Consider the following 14507-nt stretch of genomic DNA (forward strand, 5'->3'; position numbering starts at 1 on the left):
TCCCCGGTGGGCCGATACGCTGCTGGGATACCGGGACGATGCGCCCGGCCGACCCGGAAAGGACCACATGACGGCGATCGACGGTCAGACGCGGCACGGACGCGCGCGGGACGACGTCAGCGGCGCGGTCGACAGCGACCTGCGCTCCGACGTGCGGTACCTCGGCAAGCTGCTCGGACGGGTGCTCCGCGAGACCGGCGGCGAGGACCTGCTGCACGACGTGGAGAGCCTCCGCGCGGCGGTCATCGACGCGTACGAGGGTGGCGAGGCCGCCGGGGCCGCCCGGGCCGAGGCCATCGTCGCGGAGCTGTCCGCCGAGCGTGCCGAAGCCGTGGCCCAGGCCTTCACCACGTACTTCCACCTGACGAACCTCGCCGAGGAGCACCACCGCGTGCGCGTGCTCCGGCACCGCGGGGACGACGGCGGGCTCGCCGGTGACTCGTTCCCGGCGACCTACGCCTCGCTCGTCGAGCAGCTCGGCGACGAGGCCGCTGCCGCCCGGCTCCGCGAGCTGCGGTTCCACCCGGTCCTCACCGCACACCCGACCGAGGCCCGCCGACGCGCGGTGACCACGGCGGTGCGGCGCATCACCGACCTCATCGACGAGCGCGACCGGACGACGAACGCCACGGCCCTCGCCGAGAACGAGCGACGCCTGCTCGAGGAGATCACCACGCTCCTGCGCACCTCGCCGCTCCGCACGACCCGGCCGACCCCGCTCGACGAGGTCCGCACGGCGATGAGCGTGTTCGACCAGACGCTGTTCGAGATCGTCCCGCAGGTGTACCGCCTGCTCGACGACCGACTGCTCGGCGAAGACGCCGGCCGGGTGCCCGTCACCGCACCGGCGTTCGTGCGCTTCGGCACCTGGATCGGCGGCGACCGCGACGGCAACCCGCACGTGACCGCGGACGTCACCCGCCAGGCGGCGGAGATCGCGGCCGAGCACATCCTGCTCGGGCTGTCCCGTGCCGCGACCCGCATCGGCAGCACCCTCACGCTCGACGCGAGCGAGACCCCGGCCGACGCCGGCCTGACCGCGCTCGTCGCCGCGCAGGAGTCCCTCGACCCGGGGATCGCCGAGCGCATCGGCGTCCGCGCACCGAACGAGACGCACCGACGGGCGCTCCTGTTCGTCGCCGCCCGCATCGACGCCACCCGCCGGGGCGAGGCGGACCTGGCCTACCCCGGTCCGGAGGCACTCCTCGCCGACCTCCGCACCATCCAGACCTCGCTCGTCGCGGCCGGTGCCACGCGCCCGGCGAACGGTGAGCTGCAGAACCTCGTCTGGCAGGTCGAGACCTTCGGGTTCCACCTCGCCGAGCTCGAGGTCCGCCAGCACTCGCAGGTGCACCGGAACGCCCTCGCCGAGATCCGCGCCGGTGGCGAGCTGAGCGAGACCACGGAAGAGGTCCTCGCCGTCTTCCGCACGATCGCCGAGCTGCAGGCTCGCTACGGCGTCCGCGCCGCCAACCGCTACATCGTGTCGTTCACACAGTCGGCGGCGGACCTCGCGAACGTCCACGAGCTCGCCGTCGCCGCGCTCGGGTCCCCAGAGGCCGCACCGGTGCTCGACGTGATCCCGCTGTTCGAGACCTTCGCGGACCTGCACGCCAGCGTCGACATCCTCGACGAGGCAGTCCGCACCGAGCCGTTCCAGCGTCGTCTCGCCGCGACCGGTCGGCGGCTCGAGGTCATGCTCGGCTACTCCGACTCCTCGAAGGACGTCGGCCCGGTCTCGGCGAACCTCGCGCTCTACGACGCCCAGGCCCGGATCGCCGACTGGGCGAAGCAGCACGACGTCGAGCTGACGCTGTTCCACGGCCGCGGCGGCTCGCTCGGCCGTGGTGGCGGCCCGGCGAACGAGGCCGTGCTCGCGCAGCCCCGTGGCTCCATCGACGGGCGCCTCAAGCTGACCGAGCAGGGTGAGGTCATCTTCGCCCAGTACGGCGACAAGGACATCGCGGCCCGGCACCTCGAGCAGATGGCCTCGGCCACGCTGTTCGCGTCGTCGCCGTCGAACGAGGACCGCACCGCCGTCGCCGCCACGCGCTTCGCGGACCTGGCGCAGCAGCTCGACGACGTCTCGCGCGAGGCCTTCTACGGCCTGGTGAAGGCCGACGGGTTCGCCCCGTGGTTCGCACGCGTGACCCCGATGGAGGAGATCGGTCTCCTGCCGCTCGGCTCCCGCCCGGCCCGCCGCGGGCTGAGCGTCGAGTCGCTCGAGGACCTCCGCGCGATCCCGTGGGTGTTCTCGTGGACGCAGGCCCGCATCAACCTCGCGGGGTGGTACGGTCTCGGTTCCGCGCTCGAGTCCGTGGGCGACGTGGAGCTCCTCCGCACCGCGTACACCGAGTGGCCCCTGTTCGGCGCCATGATCAAGAACGTCGAGATGTCCCTCGCGAAGACCGACGAGCACATCGCCCGTCGGTACCTCGAGCTCGCCGACCGTGACGACCTCGCCGCCAAGGTGCTCGACGAGATGCTCCGCACGCGCGAGTGGGTCCTGCGGGTCTCGGGCGGGAGCGACGTCCTCGAGGACCGTCCCGTCCTCGCCCGCGCCGTCCGGCTCCGCAGCCCCTACGTCGACGCGCTCTCGCACCTGCAGCTCCGGGCGCTCCGCGCGATCCGCACCTCGGGCAGCACGGACCCGACGGACGGTGACCACCGGCTGCTCCTCCTCACCGTGAACGGGATCGCGGCCGGCCTGCAGAACACCGGCTGATCCGCGCGGACCGACCGACGGTCGTCGACGCGACCGCGTCGGTCCAGGAGGCGCGGTGCCAGCCGGCACCGCGCCTCCTGTCCGTGTCGATGCGGGTCCGCACCCCTTGTCGAATCGATTCGGGGGCGCGTAGCGTTGCCCACGTGACGACGGAGCGCACCGGATCGACCAGGCCGACCACGAGCCTGCCGCCGATCCTGCCGCTCGCCCTGATCGTCGGCGTCTCGCCGTTCGCGACCGACATGTACATCCCGGCCCTGCCGGCGATCGCGCGGGACCTCGGGACGACCCCGGGTGCCGTCCAGCTGTCCCTGACGGCGTTCCTCGTCGCGTTCGCGGTCGGCCAGCTGCTCGCCGGTCCCGTGAGCGACGGCATCGGCCGGCGTCCGCTGATGCTCGTCGGCACGGCGGTCTTCGCGGTGGCCTCCGTCGGCTGCGCGCTGGCGCCCGACGTCGGCACGCTCGTCGTGGCACGGGTGTTCCAGGGGTTGGCGGGGGCGGCCGCCGCGGTCGCCGGACGGGCGATGGTCTCCGACGTGGTCGGCGGTCCGCGCATGGCGAAGGTGTTCGGGACGCTCGCGGCCATCAACGCGATCGGGCCCGTGGTCGCGCCGCTGGCCGGGGGAGCGGTGCTGACGATCGGTACCTGGCGGCTCATGTTCGTCGTGCTCGCGGTGCTCGGCACCGTCTTCTTCGTCGCGGTCGTCGTCCGCTTCCACGAGACGCTGCCGCGGGCGTTCCGCGGTGGGGTGGGGCTCGGTGCGAACTGGGCGCGCATCCGTGAGCTGATGGCGATCCCGCGGTTCCGTGCGTACGTCCTGACCGGGGTGCTGTCGACGATCGGGTTCTTCGCGTACATCGCCACCAGCTCGTTCGTCTTCCAGACGGGGTTCGGGTTCTCCGAGGGGATGTACACGCTCGTGTTCGCCACGAACGCCTCGATGATGATCGTCACGACGCTCGTCTTCCGGCGCGTGGTCGGCCGGTTCTCCGAGGACGCGCTGCTGTCGTCCGGGCTGGCGCTCGGCACCCTGGGCGCGACCGGTGTGCTCGTCTCCGCCCTCGTCGGGGCCGGGCCGGTGGCGGTCTGGGTCTGCCTCGCGGTCGTGACCGCCGCGTGGGGGTTCGTGCTCCCGGCGGCGATGACCCGGACGCAGCACGTCGGCGCCGCGCACCCCGGGACCGCCGCGGCGCTGCAGGGCGGGTTGACGTTCGGCCTCGGTGGGCTCGGCACGCCGCTCGCGGGGGCGCTCGGCGGGACGGCGGTCGCGATGGGCGCGGTGATGGCGGTGCTCATGGCCGCTGCGGTCGTCGTCCAGCTCGCGGCGACGCGGCGGGACGGACGAGCCTCGACGAGTTCGTGACCCGGACCCGGTAGGTTGCTTGGTGCACCCATGCACCGACACCAGGAGGCACCGACATGGACATCGTCGTACACGAAGCGGACGCGGGTTCCGCCGTGCTCGAGTGCAGCGGCCGGCTCAACATGGTGTCGGCGCCGACCTTCCGCGAGACCGTCGCCAAGGTCGTCGGCGAGGGTCGGAACCGCGTGGTCGTCGAACTGTCCGGCGTGGAGTTCATGGACTCCTCCGGGCTCGGCGCGCTCGTCGGGTCGCTGAAGGCCGCGCGACAGGCCGGGGGCGACCTCCGCATCGCGGCGCCGTCCGACCAGGTCGAGATGGTCCTCAAGCTCTCCAACATGGACAAGATCCTCCGCACGTACCCGGACGGGGACGCCGCGGTGACCGACTGGGCATGAACGCCGCGGTGGGCGGGCACCGCCTCGACCTGGCGTGTCCGCCGGACGACGTCACGGCGGTGCACACGTTCCTCGCGGGCGTGTGGGACACCGAGCCGACCCTCTCGGCCGAGGACCGGATGGCCCTCGAGCTCGCCCTCGTCGAGCTCACCTCGAACGTCATCGAGCACGCCGCGGCCGGTCGTGGCGTGTCGTGCTCGCTCCGGCTCGACGTCGGGTCCGACGCGGTCGAGGTGCACCTGACCGACGACGGCGTCCCCGTCCCGATCGACCCGTCGGCCGCCCGGCTCCCCGACGCCCTGGCCGAGAGCGGGCGCGGGCTCGCCCTCGTGCAGATGGTCGTCGACGACCTGCGGTACGAGCGGGTCGCGGACCGGAACCGCTGGACGGTGCGGCGCGGGCGGCACTGAGCGCCGTCGCCGTCGCGGTCGCGGTCGCGGCTGCTGCCGGTGCAGCGGCGGCGCCGGCGACCGTGCCGACGCCCGCGGTTGCGGCCGGATCGAAAGGGGTGCTCGTCTCGATCCGGCCACGTCGTCCGGATCGCGCACCCGGTGAGCCGGTATCCGCAATACGTGCGTATCGATCCGATGACTGGCGCGGCGTCGTGTCACGATCCAGTCGATGAACGTCGAGCCCGACCCCAGGATCAGTTTCGAGACGTCCGGGGCCGACCTCGACGCGGCGGTCCACATGTACGAGGACGCCTACGCGAGCGTGGGGTTCCGGGCGCAGCGGACCGAGCGGCCGTTCGCCTACCGCTTCCGGGTCACCGGTGACGAGACGATGTCATTCCGGTCCACGCGGTTCGACGCCCGGATGCAGGGGGAGCTCGAGGCCGGCGACGAGTACGTCGTCATGTGGCTCGCCGACGGCGGCGGGACCGTGGACGTCGGCCGGGACGAGGTCGCCTTCACGCCGGGCACGCCGATGATGTTCCCGACCGGCCGGCCGTTCGCGTTCGACCTGCAGGACGTCCGGCAGAGCCTCGTCCAGTTCGACCGCACGTTCCTCGAGCGGGTCGCGGCCGAGGAGCACGGCACGCAGCCGGCGCCGCTCGTCTTCGACCACACCACGCCGCCGCGACGCGAGGCCCTGCAGGGGTGGAACGCGCAGGTGCGTCGGGCTGCCGAGACCGTGCTCGGGGAGGCATCCGTGTCCCCGCTCGTCCTCGCCGAGACCGCCCGCGAGACCGCCCTCGCCCTGCTCCGCACGTTCCCGCACACCGTCCTCGCTCGCGACGTCGCCCTGCCCCAGGGTGCCACCGGGCGGGTGCGTGAGGCGGTCGAGTACATGCACGCGTTCGCGCACACGCCGATCACCACGACGGACGTCGCCGAGCACGTCGGGCTGAGCGTGCGCGGGCTGCAGCAGGCCTTCCAGCGCCAGGTCGGTTCGGCCCCCAACGCGATGCTGCGCGGGATCCGGCTCGACCGCGTCCACGAGGAGCTCCGCCGTGCCGCCCCGGGCGAGGTCACGGTCGCTGCGATCGCGGTCCGGTGGGGGTTCGCCCACCTCGGACGCTTCTCCGGGGCCTACGCCGCACGCTTCGGCGAGTACCCGCGCGACACCCTGCACGCCTGACCCGCTCCCCGCTACGCTTCGAGGGTGCAGCGACCTCGACCGTGGGTGATCGTCCCCGGGATCTGGAACTCCGACCCGGACCACTGGCAGTCGCGGTGGCAGGACGAACTTTCCGCCGCCGGTCCGGACGCCGGGGGCGTCGTGCGGATCGCACCGACGTCGTGGAGCGGACCCGACCCGGACGACTGGTCCGCCGCGATCAGCCGGGCCGTGGCGAGTGTCGACGAGCCGCCGCTGCTCGTCGCGCACAGCCTGGGCGTGCTCGCGGTCGCCGCGTGGCTCGGGCAGCCCGGACACGCCCCGGTGGCCGGTGCCTTCCTCGTCGCGCCGCCGGACCCGCTCGCCCAGGGGTTCCCGGCGGCTGCCGCGGGCTTCACCGGACCCGCTGCGCGGTCCGTGGTCCCGACGCGGCTCGTGGTCAGCGACGACGACCCGTACTGCACCGTCGACCGTGCGCTCGTGTTCGCCGACGCCCTCGGTGCCGACGTCGTCCGGGTGGGGGCGCTCGGCCACGTGAACGTCGCGAGCGGCATCGGAGCGTGGCCGGCCGGCCGGGCCCTGGTCGAGGACTTCGAGCGCACGCTCTGAGCCCTCCGCCGGTGCTTCCGCATCGGTCCGTACGGGTCCGTGCGCGTCCGTGCGGGTGTCCCGTGTGCCGTCGGCGTCGTGCCCCGCGGACGACTCCGCCGTGGCCGCGTCGCGGCGGCGTCCTGGTCTTCGTTCGACACGCCGTTCACGTTCGAGGCGATATGGCACGGACTCCGGCGACACACCGCGGATGTCCGCGGAGTTGAGCGTCGCGATATTTATGCTGCGGACATGGAAACGCAGTCCGGTGCACGCACCCCCCTCGTGGACCCGTTCGGTCGCGAGCTCGAGGAGTGGCTCCGTGACGCCCCGGCGACGCGCGCCCCGTACCTGTCGGACCTCGTGGTCCCGCCGGTCACCGGTCCCGTGCAGCGTCCGGACGCAGCGTCGGACGCCCCCGTCGAGTCCGCTACGACCGTCCCCGCTGCGGCCGACACCGCTGCGGCCGTCCCCGCCGACACCGCTGCGGCGCTGCCCGCCGCCGTCGAGCCGGCCGCCGTCGTCGCCGCCGTGTCGACCGACGAGGTCGTGTCGGACGCCGCCGCCTTCCGCCGTCCCCGGGACCGTGCCCGGCACGCAGCTGCGTGCGCCCCGTCCTTCCCCGAGCCGCCGGAGCGCATCGCCCTCCGCATCGAAGACCTCGCCGTCGAGGTGTCCTCGACCAGCGGGCGCACGACCATCGAGCGCATCGTGATCCTCGAGGACGAGGTCCGCCGTCGCGACGAGGACCTCGCGCGTCTCGCCGCGTGGGAGGCCACCGTCGCCGGACAGCGCGACCCCGAAGTCGAGGCCGCCCGTGCCTTCGCCCACAGCGTCTTCGCGGACCTGCTGGCCGACGCCGCACTCGAGGCCGATCGTCGCGACCGTGCCGCGGCGCGTCGCGCCGCCACCGGGAGTGTGTCCGTCGCCGCCGTCCGCGCCGCCACCCCCGCTCCCGTCCACCCGGCCGGCGAGACGGGCGCGGCTGCCCCTGCGCTCGTCGAGGCGACCGACGTCGACGACGTGATCGACGCCCCGGACGCGACCACGTCCGAACGCGAGGTCGCCGTCCGACCCGTGCTGTCCCTCCCGGTCGTCTCGCCGGTGTCCGCGAACACGCGACCGACGCCGCTCGTCCAGCCGGCGACCGGACCGACGGTCATCGACCGCGCCGCGTTCGCCGCCGCGCTCACGGCGCACGCCGGCGCGACGGCGAGCACGCCGGTCGTGCTGCCGGACGCCGTGGTGCCGCCGACCGTCGACGGTGCCGCCGCCCACGTCGCGACCGCCGACCACGCGTCGGCCGACCACGCGTCCGCCGGCTGGTGGACCCGGCTCGTGGCCCGCATCCTCCGCGCGTTCGGTCGTCGCTGATCCCCGGTCGGTGTCGGAGGTCGTCCACAGGGGCGATCGGCACCGCCGTCGTCCACAGGACGCCCGGGGTCGCCCGGTCGGCTCGGTAGACTGACGGGATGCCGACGCTCCGCGAACTCCAGGCCGTGATCGAGGACCTGTGGCCCGCCACCGGCGCCGAGTCCTGGGACTCCGTCGGGCTCGTCGCGGGCGACCCCGACCAGACCGTCGACCACGTGCACCTCGCGGTCGACGCCGTCCCGGCCACCGCGCGTGAGACGGTCGAGCTCGGTGCCGACCTCCTGCTCACGCACCACCCGCTGCTGCTCCGCGGGGTCACGACCATCGCCGAGTCGACGTACAAGGGCAGCGTGCTCGCCACCCTCGTGCGCGGCGGCGCGGCACTCGTCGCGGCCCACACCAACGCCGACGTCGTCACGACGGGCACCTCGGCCGTGCTCGCCGACCGGCTCGGGCTGACCGACCAACGGCCCCTCGAACCCGGCACGGACCCGTCGACGGGCATCGGCCGTGTCGGCGAGCTCACCGAACCGACCACCCTGGGGGCGCTCGCCCGTGCACTCGTGGACCTCCTGCCGGGCACCGCGACCGGTGTCCGCGTCTCGGGTGACTTCGACCAGCGGATCCGGTCCGTCGCCCTCTGCGCCGGTGCCGGTGACGCCTACCTCGGGCACCCCGCCGTGCTCGGGGCCGACGTGTACGTCACGAGCGACCTCCGTCACCACCCGGCGTCCGAGTTCCGCGAGCAGGCGCTGCTCGGCGGCGGGCCGGCCCTCATCGACACCTCGCACTGGGCCACCGAGTGGCTCTGGCTCGACGTCGCCGCCGAGCAGCTCCGCCGTGCGGCGGGCGTCCGCGTCACCGTGAGCGACCTCCGCACCGACCCGTGGGACTTCGCCGTCCTGCCGGCGGCCGAACCCACCACCGACACACAAGGAGTCTGACCATGAAGGCAGCACCCGAGGACCAGGTCATCCTCCTCGACGTCCAGCGCCTCGACAACGACGTCACCCGCATCGCGCACCGCATCACGTCGCTGCAGAAGGGCGACCGGCTCACCGAGCTCAGCACGGCGGCGGCGGGGCTCCGTGCCCGGCTCGCGGCGGCCACGGGCGAGGTCGAGGACGCCGAGCGCGAGCTCGCACGCCTCGAGTCCGACACCGCCACGGCACAGGCCAGGGTCGAGCGCGACACGACGATGCTCCAGAACGTGTCGAGCGCGAAGGACGCCGCGGGTCTGCAGAGCGAGCTCGAGTCGCTGCAGCGTCGCATCGGCGACCTCGAGACGGCCGAGCTCGAGGTGATGGAGCACCTCGACGGCTTCCGCGCCCGGGTCGGCGACGTCGAGGCGCAGCTCGCTGACGTCGAGGCGCAGCGCACCGGGCTCGTGGCCGAGCGCGACGCAGAGATCGCACGGCTCGAGGCCGATCGCGAGTCCGCCACGCAGAGCCGCGCCGCTATCGCCGCGAAGGTGCCGGCCGACCTCCTCGCGCTCTACGACCGGCAGCGGGCGCGTTACGGCTTCGGTGCGTCGTTGCTGCAGGGTGGCGTGTCGACGGCCTCCGGCGTCACGCTGACGAACTCCGACCTGCAGACGATCCGGCGTGCGGCGCCCGATGACGTGGTGCTCTGCCCGGACAGCGACGCGATCCTGGTGCGGACGGCAGAGTCCGGGCTGTAGTCGCTGGCCGCGGTGCGGACACGGGAGGCGCGGCGCCAGGGGGCACCGCGCCTCCCGTGCGTCCGGGGCGGGCGCGGGCAGGATTGGCGCGGGATTGGCGCGGGCGGCGCGGGCGGCGCGGGCGGGCGCGGGCGGCGCGGGGTCGTGCACGGCCGCTGCCCGCATGGTGCGCGCTTCGTCAGCTGGTGCGCCGCTGCCAGCTCCGTGGCAGGTTGAAGCGGCGCACCGGGCGGTCAACCCGGCACGGGTTGGCGTACCGCGCACGGTGCGCTGCGCCCCGCGGCACGCGGGCTGTCGCCGGGGCGGCAGTGAGGCGCGATGCGGGCGCACACCGCGCCTCCCGTCCGCCGCGACGCGCGTCATAGCGCCGGCACGGTGCGCGCTTCGTCAGCCGGTGCAGCGCTGCCAGCTCGGTCACGGGTCGAAGCGGCGCACCTAGCGGTCAACCCGGCACGGGTTGGCGCACCGCACACGCTGCGCGGCGCGGCGCGCGGGCTGTCGCCGCGGTGGACGGGAGGCGCGGTGCGGGCGCACGCCGCGCCTCCAGTCCGCCGCGACGCGCGTCGTGGCGACCGCACGGTGCGCGCTTCGTCAGCCGGTACGCCGCTGCCAGCTCCGTGGCAGGTTGAAGCGGCGCACCCAGCGGTCAACCCGGCACGAGTCGGCGCACCGCGCACGGTGCGAAGGAGCGCCGCACCGCGCGAGAGAGCGAAGGCGCGAGCGCCCGCGCGCGCCGCCCAAGCGCCCGCGCGCGCCGCCCACCGGTAAGTACGGGGTGCGAACGGGCCGGCCGTACGCCGGGTTCTGTCCCGCCGCAAGCGGCGGTGACGGCCATCTCTCTCGGACCGACGTTGCCGTCGGCCTCCAGCGGTCTACCCGAGGACTCGGCGAGCAGCCTCAGCGTCCTCTGTCTGACCTTGCTCCGGGCGAGGTTTACCGAGCGGATCCGGTCACCCGGACCCCTGGTGGTCTCTTACACCACCGTTTCACCCTTACCGACGTCGCCGCCGGCGGTCTGCTTTCTGTGGCACTGTCTCGCGGATTGCTCCGGGTGGGTGTTACCCACCGCCCTGCTCTGTGGAGCCCGGACGTTCCTCGGCACTCCCGGGGGAGTGACGCGACCGTCTCACCGACCCGTTCGCGATGACGAGTCTAGCGGGCACGGACGCCGAGGTCGCCCGAATTGCTGTCCGGCCGAGACGCGAACGGCACCTCGTGCGACCTCGACACGAAGCGCGCGGCGTGTCGTGCGACGTCGACGTCCGGGCGCGCCGACGCCGACGCCGACGTGTCAGGCGCTCTTCGCGGCGAGGGTCGCCGCGCCGATGATGCCCGCGTTGTTCCGGAGCGTCGCCGGGATGATGTCCGCCTGCAGGTCGAGCAGCGGCAGGAACTCCTCGTACTGCTTCGACACTCCGCCGCCGACGACGAAGAGTTCCGGGGAGAGCAGGGCCTCGAGCGTCGAGTAGTACTTCTGCAGCCGCTTCGCCCAGTGCTTCCAGGACAGGTCGTCGCGTTCCTTGGCGGCGAACGAGGCCCGCGACTCGGCGTCGTGTCCGTCGATCTCGAGGTGCCCGAGCTCCGAGTTCACGATGAGCACACCATCGTTGATGAGCGCGGTGCCGATGCCCGTGCCGAGGGTGGTGACGACGACGAGGCCGTCCTTGCCCTTCGCCGCACCGAACTGCTGCTCGGCGAACCCGGCGGCGTCGGCGTCGTTGACGAAGTGGATGGAGCGGCCGAGCTCCTTCTCGAAGAGCGCCTCGGCCTCGAAGCCGATCCACTTCTTCGACACGTTCGCGGCCGACATGGTCTTGCCGTCGCGGACGATCGCGGGGAAGCAGACGCCGACGGGGACGTCCGAGGCCGGGGCGAGCTCCTCGAGGATGGACGCGGCGACGGCGACGATGTCGTGCGGCTTGCCGCCCTCCGGCGTGGCCTTCTTGATCCGGTCGGTGGTGAGTTCGCCGGTGGAGACGTCGACGATTGCGCCCTTGATGCCCGTACCGCCGATGTCGACGCCGACTGCGAGGGAGGTCATGAGGAGCCTTTCGGTGTGGATGTCAGGAGACGGTGAGGAGTTCCGCGCCGCGCTCGGTGACGACGAGGGTGTGTTCGAACTGTGCGGTCCACGACTTGTCGCGGGTGGAGACGGTCCAGTCATCGGCCCAGATGTCCGCCTCGATGCCGCCGAGCGTGAGCATGGGCTCGATCGTGAACACCATGCCGGGCTCCATGACGTCGTCGAAGCGCGGGGCATCGTAGTGGGGGATGATCAGCCCGGAGTGGAACGCGCGGCCGACGCCGTGGCCGGTGTAGTCGCGGACGACGCCGTAGCCGAAGCGCTTCGCGTACGCCTCGATGGCGCGGCCGATCACGTTCACCTGCCGCCCCGGGGCGACGGCCTTGATACCGCGCTCGAGCGCGAGCCGCGTGCGGGTGACGAGGTCCTCGACCTCCTGCGATGCCTGACCGACGATGAAGGTGCGGTTCGTGTCCCCGTGCATCCCGTCCTTGTAGGCGGTGATGTCGATGTTGACGAGATCGCCCTCCTGCAGGACGGTGTCGTCGGGGATGCCGTGGCAGATGACCTCGTTGAGGCTGGAGCAGAGCGACTTCGGGTAGCCGCGGTAGCCGAGCGTCGACGGGTAGGCGCCGTGCGCGACGACGAACTCGTGGCCGATCCGGTCGAGCTCGTCGGTCGTGACACCGGGACGGATCGCTCGGCCAACGGCGTCGATGGCCTGCGATGCGATGCGTCCGGCGACCCGGATCCGCTCCACCTCGTCGGGGGTGTACGTGTCGCCGAGGCCGTGCTCGTGCGGCTCGGCCTTCCCGACGTACTCCGGGCGCTCGATGTCCTTCGGGACGGACCGCTGCGGGGAGATGCGGCCGGCGGTCAGGTGTCCGTGTTCGTCCCGGGGCATGCCGACCACTCTAGTCGGGGCCGCGCGCCGCGCGGACGCGCGCGGTGGGGGTGCCGACGCGACGGCCTGGAGGCGCGGTGCCGGCCCGACGGACCGGCACCGCGCCTCCAGGCCCTCACCCTGCGCGCGGGGCGCGCCCCGAGACTCGGGCCTGCGGACGGAACTTGCGCTCCGGCGCCGCGAAACTGTCCGCCGAGCCGAGACTCGGCCCCCGCCGACCGCGCCCGGCGCGGGCGGCGCACCCGGCGCGCGCGGCGCGCGCGGCGCACCCGGCGCGCGCCCGGGCCACGCACGCGCCCCGTGGGTACGGTGGCGGCATGAGTGACGAACGCATCGAGTCCCAGTGGTGGTTCAACGAGAAGACGCACGCCGTCGAGCAGGGCCCGCAGTCGCCGCAGCGCGACCGCATCGGCCCGTTCGACACGCGTGAGGAGGCGCAACACGCCCTGGACCGCATCAAGGCGAACAACGAGCGTTGGGACGACGAAGACCAATAGGCTGAGACTCCCAGCTGGACCAGCTGCACCACGGAAAGGGCGTCAATGGACAAGCAGACGGACTTCGTGCTCCGCACCATCGAGGAGCGGGGCATCAAGTTCATCCGACTCTGGTTCACGGACGTCATCGGGACCCTCAAGTCGGTCGCGATCGCACCGGCCGAGGTCGAGGGCGCCTTCGCCGAGGGCATCGGGTTCGACGGGTCCGCGATCGAGGGCCTCACCCGCTCGTACGAGGCGGACGTCCTGGCGCACCCGGACCCGTCGACGTTCCAGATCCTCCCGTGGCGCGGCGAGATCGACCCGACCGCGCGGATGTTCTGCGACATCACGACGCCGGACGGGCAGCCCGCCGTCGCCGACCCGCGCAACGTGCTGAAGCGCACGCTGGCGAAGGCGAGCGAGCGTGGCTTCACGTTCTACACGCACCCCGAGATCGAGTTCTACCTGCTGAAGAGCCGTGACTGGAAGGACGGCGGCCCCCAGCCCGTCGACCGCGCCGGCTACTTCGACAACGTCCCCGGGGGCAGCGCGCACGACTTCCGTCGCCGGTCGGTCCGGATGCTCGAGGACCTCGGCATCTCGGTGGAGTTCTCCCACCACGAGGCCGGCCCCGGGCAGAACGAGATCGACCTCCGCTACGCCGACGCGCTGACGATGGCCGACAACATCATGACCTTCCGCACGGTCGTGAAGGAGGTCGCGATCGAGCAGGGCGTCTACGCCACCTTCATGCCGAAGCCGCTCTCCGGGCAGCCGGGCTCGGGCATGCACACGCACGTGTCGCTGTTCGAGGGCGACCAGAACGCGTTCTACGAGGCGGGCGGCCAGTACCAGCTGTCCGACACGGCGAAGCACTTCATCGCCGGTGTCCTCAAGCACGCTCCCGAGATCACCGCGGTCACGAACCAGTTCGTGAACTCGTACAAGCGACTCTGGGGCGGTGACGAGGCCCCGTCGTTCGTGACCTGGGGCCACAACAACCGCTCCGCGCTCGTGCGCGTCCCGCTGTACAAGCCGAACAAGGGCCAGTCCGCCCGCATCGAGTACCGCGGCATCGACTCGGCGGCGAACCCGTACCTGGCGTACTCGCTGCTGCTCGCCGCCGGACTCAAGGGCATCGACGAGGGCTACGAGCTCCCGCCCGAGGCCGAGGACAACGTCTGGAGCCTGTCCGACTCCGAGCGGCGCGCGCTCGGGTACAGCCAGCTCCCGGCGAGCCTCGACCATGCCCTCAGCCTCATGGAGGACTCGGAGCTCGTGGCCGAGACGCTCGGCGAGCAGGTCTTCAACTTCGTGCTGCTGAACAAGCGGCAGGAGTGGAAGGCCTACCGCGACCAGGTCACGCCGTTCGAGCTCGACACCAACCTCGGCGCGCTCTGACGGCACCGGGAGC

The 14507-nt window shown here is 72.8% G+C and carries 13 protein-coding genes and 1 other RNA gene; 11 read left to right on the plus strand and 3 right to left on the minus strand.

Annotated elements, in window-relative coordinates; translation table 11 throughout:
- The first annotated feature begins 67 nt into the window (after positions 1-67).
- From ACIQUC_RS01495 to ACIQUC_RS01535, 9 genes are all read left to right on the plus strand, one after another.
- Entirely contained in the window at positions 68-2725 is a 2658-nt protein-coding gene (locus ACIQUC_RS01495; protein ID WP_402262436.1) for a phosphoenolpyruvate carboxylase, read from the plus strand.
- Positions 2726-2868: 143 nt separating this feature from the next.
- A complete protein-coding gene (locus tag ACIQUC_RS01500; RefSeq protein ID WP_402262438.1) occupies positions 2869-4089 on the plus strand; it encodes a multidrug effflux MFS transporter in 1221 nt (406 codons plus the stop codon).
- A 56-nt stretch (positions 4090-4145) separates the two neighbouring features.
- Complete coding sequence (locus ACIQUC_RS01505) at positions 4146-4484, plus strand: STAS domain-containing protein (RefSeq protein WP_022905596.1); 339 nt, start codon at positions 4146-4148, stop codon at positions 4482-4484.
- The gene (locus ACIQUC_RS01510) at positions 4481-4894 is read left to right on the plus strand and encodes an ATP-binding protein (RefSeq protein WP_402262441.1); all 414 of its coding nucleotides are present in this window, start codon (positions 4481-4483) and stop codon (positions 4892-4894) included. Before ACIQUC_RS01505 ends, ACIQUC_RS01510 begins: the two co-directional genes overlap by 4 nt.
- A gap of 211 nt (positions 4895-5105) precedes the next feature.
- On the plus strand, positions 5106-6065 hold the full coding sequence (locus ACIQUC_RS01515) for an AraC family transcriptional regulator (RefSeq protein WP_402262444.1): 960 nt from the start codon (positions 5106-5108) through the stop codon (positions 6063-6065).
- 24 nt (positions 6066-6089) lie between these two features.
- Positions 6090-6653 carry an RBBP9/YdeN family alpha/beta hydrolase gene (locus ACIQUC_RS01520; RefSeq protein WP_402262446.1) on the plus strand — a complete coding sequence of 188 codons (564 nt, stop codon included), beginning with the start codon at positions 6090-6092 and terminating at the stop codon, positions 6651-6653.
- Positions 6654-6884: 231 nt separating this feature from the next.
- On the plus strand, positions 6885-8006 hold the full coding sequence (locus ACIQUC_RS01525; protein ID WP_402262449.1) for a hypothetical protein: 1122 nt from the start codon (positions 6885-6887) through the stop codon (positions 8004-8006).
- Between the two features lie 98 nt (positions 8007-8104).
- Positions 8105-8950 carry a Nif3-like dinuclear metal center hexameric protein gene (locus ACIQUC_RS01530; protein ID WP_402262451.1) on the plus strand — a complete coding sequence of 282 codons (846 nt, stop codon included), beginning with the start codon at positions 8105-8107 and terminating at the stop codon, positions 8948-8950.
- A gap of 2 nt (positions 8951-8952) precedes the next feature.
- Positions 8953-9687, plus strand: a complete 735-nt coding sequence (locus ACIQUC_RS01535) for a zinc ribbon domain-containing protein (RefSeq protein ID WP_402262454.1) — start codon at positions 8953-8955, stop codon at positions 9685-9687.
- 778 nt (positions 9688-10465) lie between these two features.
- On the opposite strand, the gene rnpB is transcribed toward ACIQUC_RS01535, so the two are convergent.
- The 3 genes from rnpB to map form a co-directional block, all read right to left on the minus strand.
- An RNA gene (gene rnpB, locus ACIQUC_RS01540) (RNase P RNA component class A) lies at positions 10466-10824 on the minus strand.
- Positions 10825-10978: 154 nt separating this feature from the next.
- Positions 10979-11728 carry a polyphosphate--glucose phosphotransferase gene (gene ppgK / locus ACIQUC_RS01545; protein WP_022906369.1) on the minus strand — a complete coding sequence of 250 codons (750 nt, stop codon included), beginning with the start codon at positions 11726-11728 and terminating at the stop codon, positions 10979-10981.
- A gap of 22 nt (positions 11729-11750) precedes the next feature.
- Entirely contained in the window at positions 11751-12614 is an 864-nt protein-coding gene (gene map, locus ACIQUC_RS01550; RefSeq protein ID WP_402262457.1) for a type I methionyl aminopeptidase, read from the minus strand.
- Between the two features lie 317 nt (positions 12615-12931).
- On the opposite strand from map, the gene ACIQUC_RS01555 reads away from it, so the two are divergent.
- Entirely contained in the window at positions 12932-13111 is a 180-nt protein-coding gene (locus tag ACIQUC_RS01555; protein WP_022906735.1) for an SPOR domain-containing protein, read from the plus strand.
- A 45-nt stretch (positions 13112-13156) separates the two neighbouring features.
- Positions 13157-14494 carry a type I glutamate--ammonia ligase gene (gene glnA / locus ACIQUC_RS01560; protein ID WP_402262460.1) on the plus strand — a complete coding sequence of 446 codons (1338 nt, stop codon included), beginning with the start codon at positions 13157-13159 and terminating at the stop codon, positions 14492-14494.
- Positions 14495-14507: the final 13 nt, after the last annotated feature.

Origin of the sequence: Curtobacterium sp. NPDC098951 (assembly GCF_044759965.1) — a bacterium.
GTDB lineage: Bacteria > Actinomycetota > Actinomycetes > Actinomycetales > Microbacteriaceae > Curtobacterium.

Bases quoted from the DNA above. Each gene is read 5' to 3' on its own strand.
- ACIQUC_RS01530 (WP_402262451.1), top strand. From the start codon at position 8,105: ATGCCGACGCTCCGCGAACTCCAGGCCGTGATCGAGGACCTGTGGCCC.
- ACIQUC_RS01495 (WP_402262436.1), top strand. From the start codon at position 68: ATGACGGCGATCGACGGTCAGACGCGGCACGGACGCGCGCGGGACGAC.
- ACIQUC_RS01555 (WP_022906735.1), top strand. From the start codon at position 12,932: ATGAGTGACGAACGCATCGAGTCCCAGTGGTGGTTCAACGAGAAGACG.
- map (WP_402262457.1), bottom strand. From the start codon at position 12,614: ATGCCCCGGGACGAACACGGACACCTGACCGCCGGCCGCATCTCCCCG.
- ACIQUC_RS01515 (WP_402262444.1), top strand. From the start codon at position 5,106: ATGAACGTCGAGCCCGACCCCAGGATCAGTTTCGAGACGTCCGGGGCC.
- glnA (WP_402262460.1), top strand. From the start codon at position 13,157: ATGGACAAGCAGACGGACTTCGTGCTCCGCACCATCGAGGAGCGGGGC.
- ppgK (WP_022906369.1), bottom strand. From the start codon at position 11,728: ATGACCTCCCTCGCAGTCGGCGTCGACATCGGCGGTACGGGCATCAAG.
- ACIQUC_RS01510 (WP_402262441.1), top strand. From the start codon at position 4,481: ATGAACGCCGCGGTGGGCGGGCACCGCCTCGACCTGGCGTGTCCGCCG.
- ACIQUC_RS01525 (WP_402262449.1), top strand. From the start codon at position 6,885: ATGGAAACGCAGTCCGGTGCACGCACCCCCCTCGTGGACCCGTTCGGT.
- ACIQUC_RS01505 (WP_022905596.1), top strand. From the start codon at position 4,146: ATGGACATCGTCGTACACGAAGCGGACGCGGGTTCCGCCGTGCTCGAG.
- ACIQUC_RS01535 (WP_402262454.1), top strand. From the start codon at position 8,953: ATGAAGGCAGCACCCGAGGACCAGGTCATCCTCCTCGACGTCCAGCGC.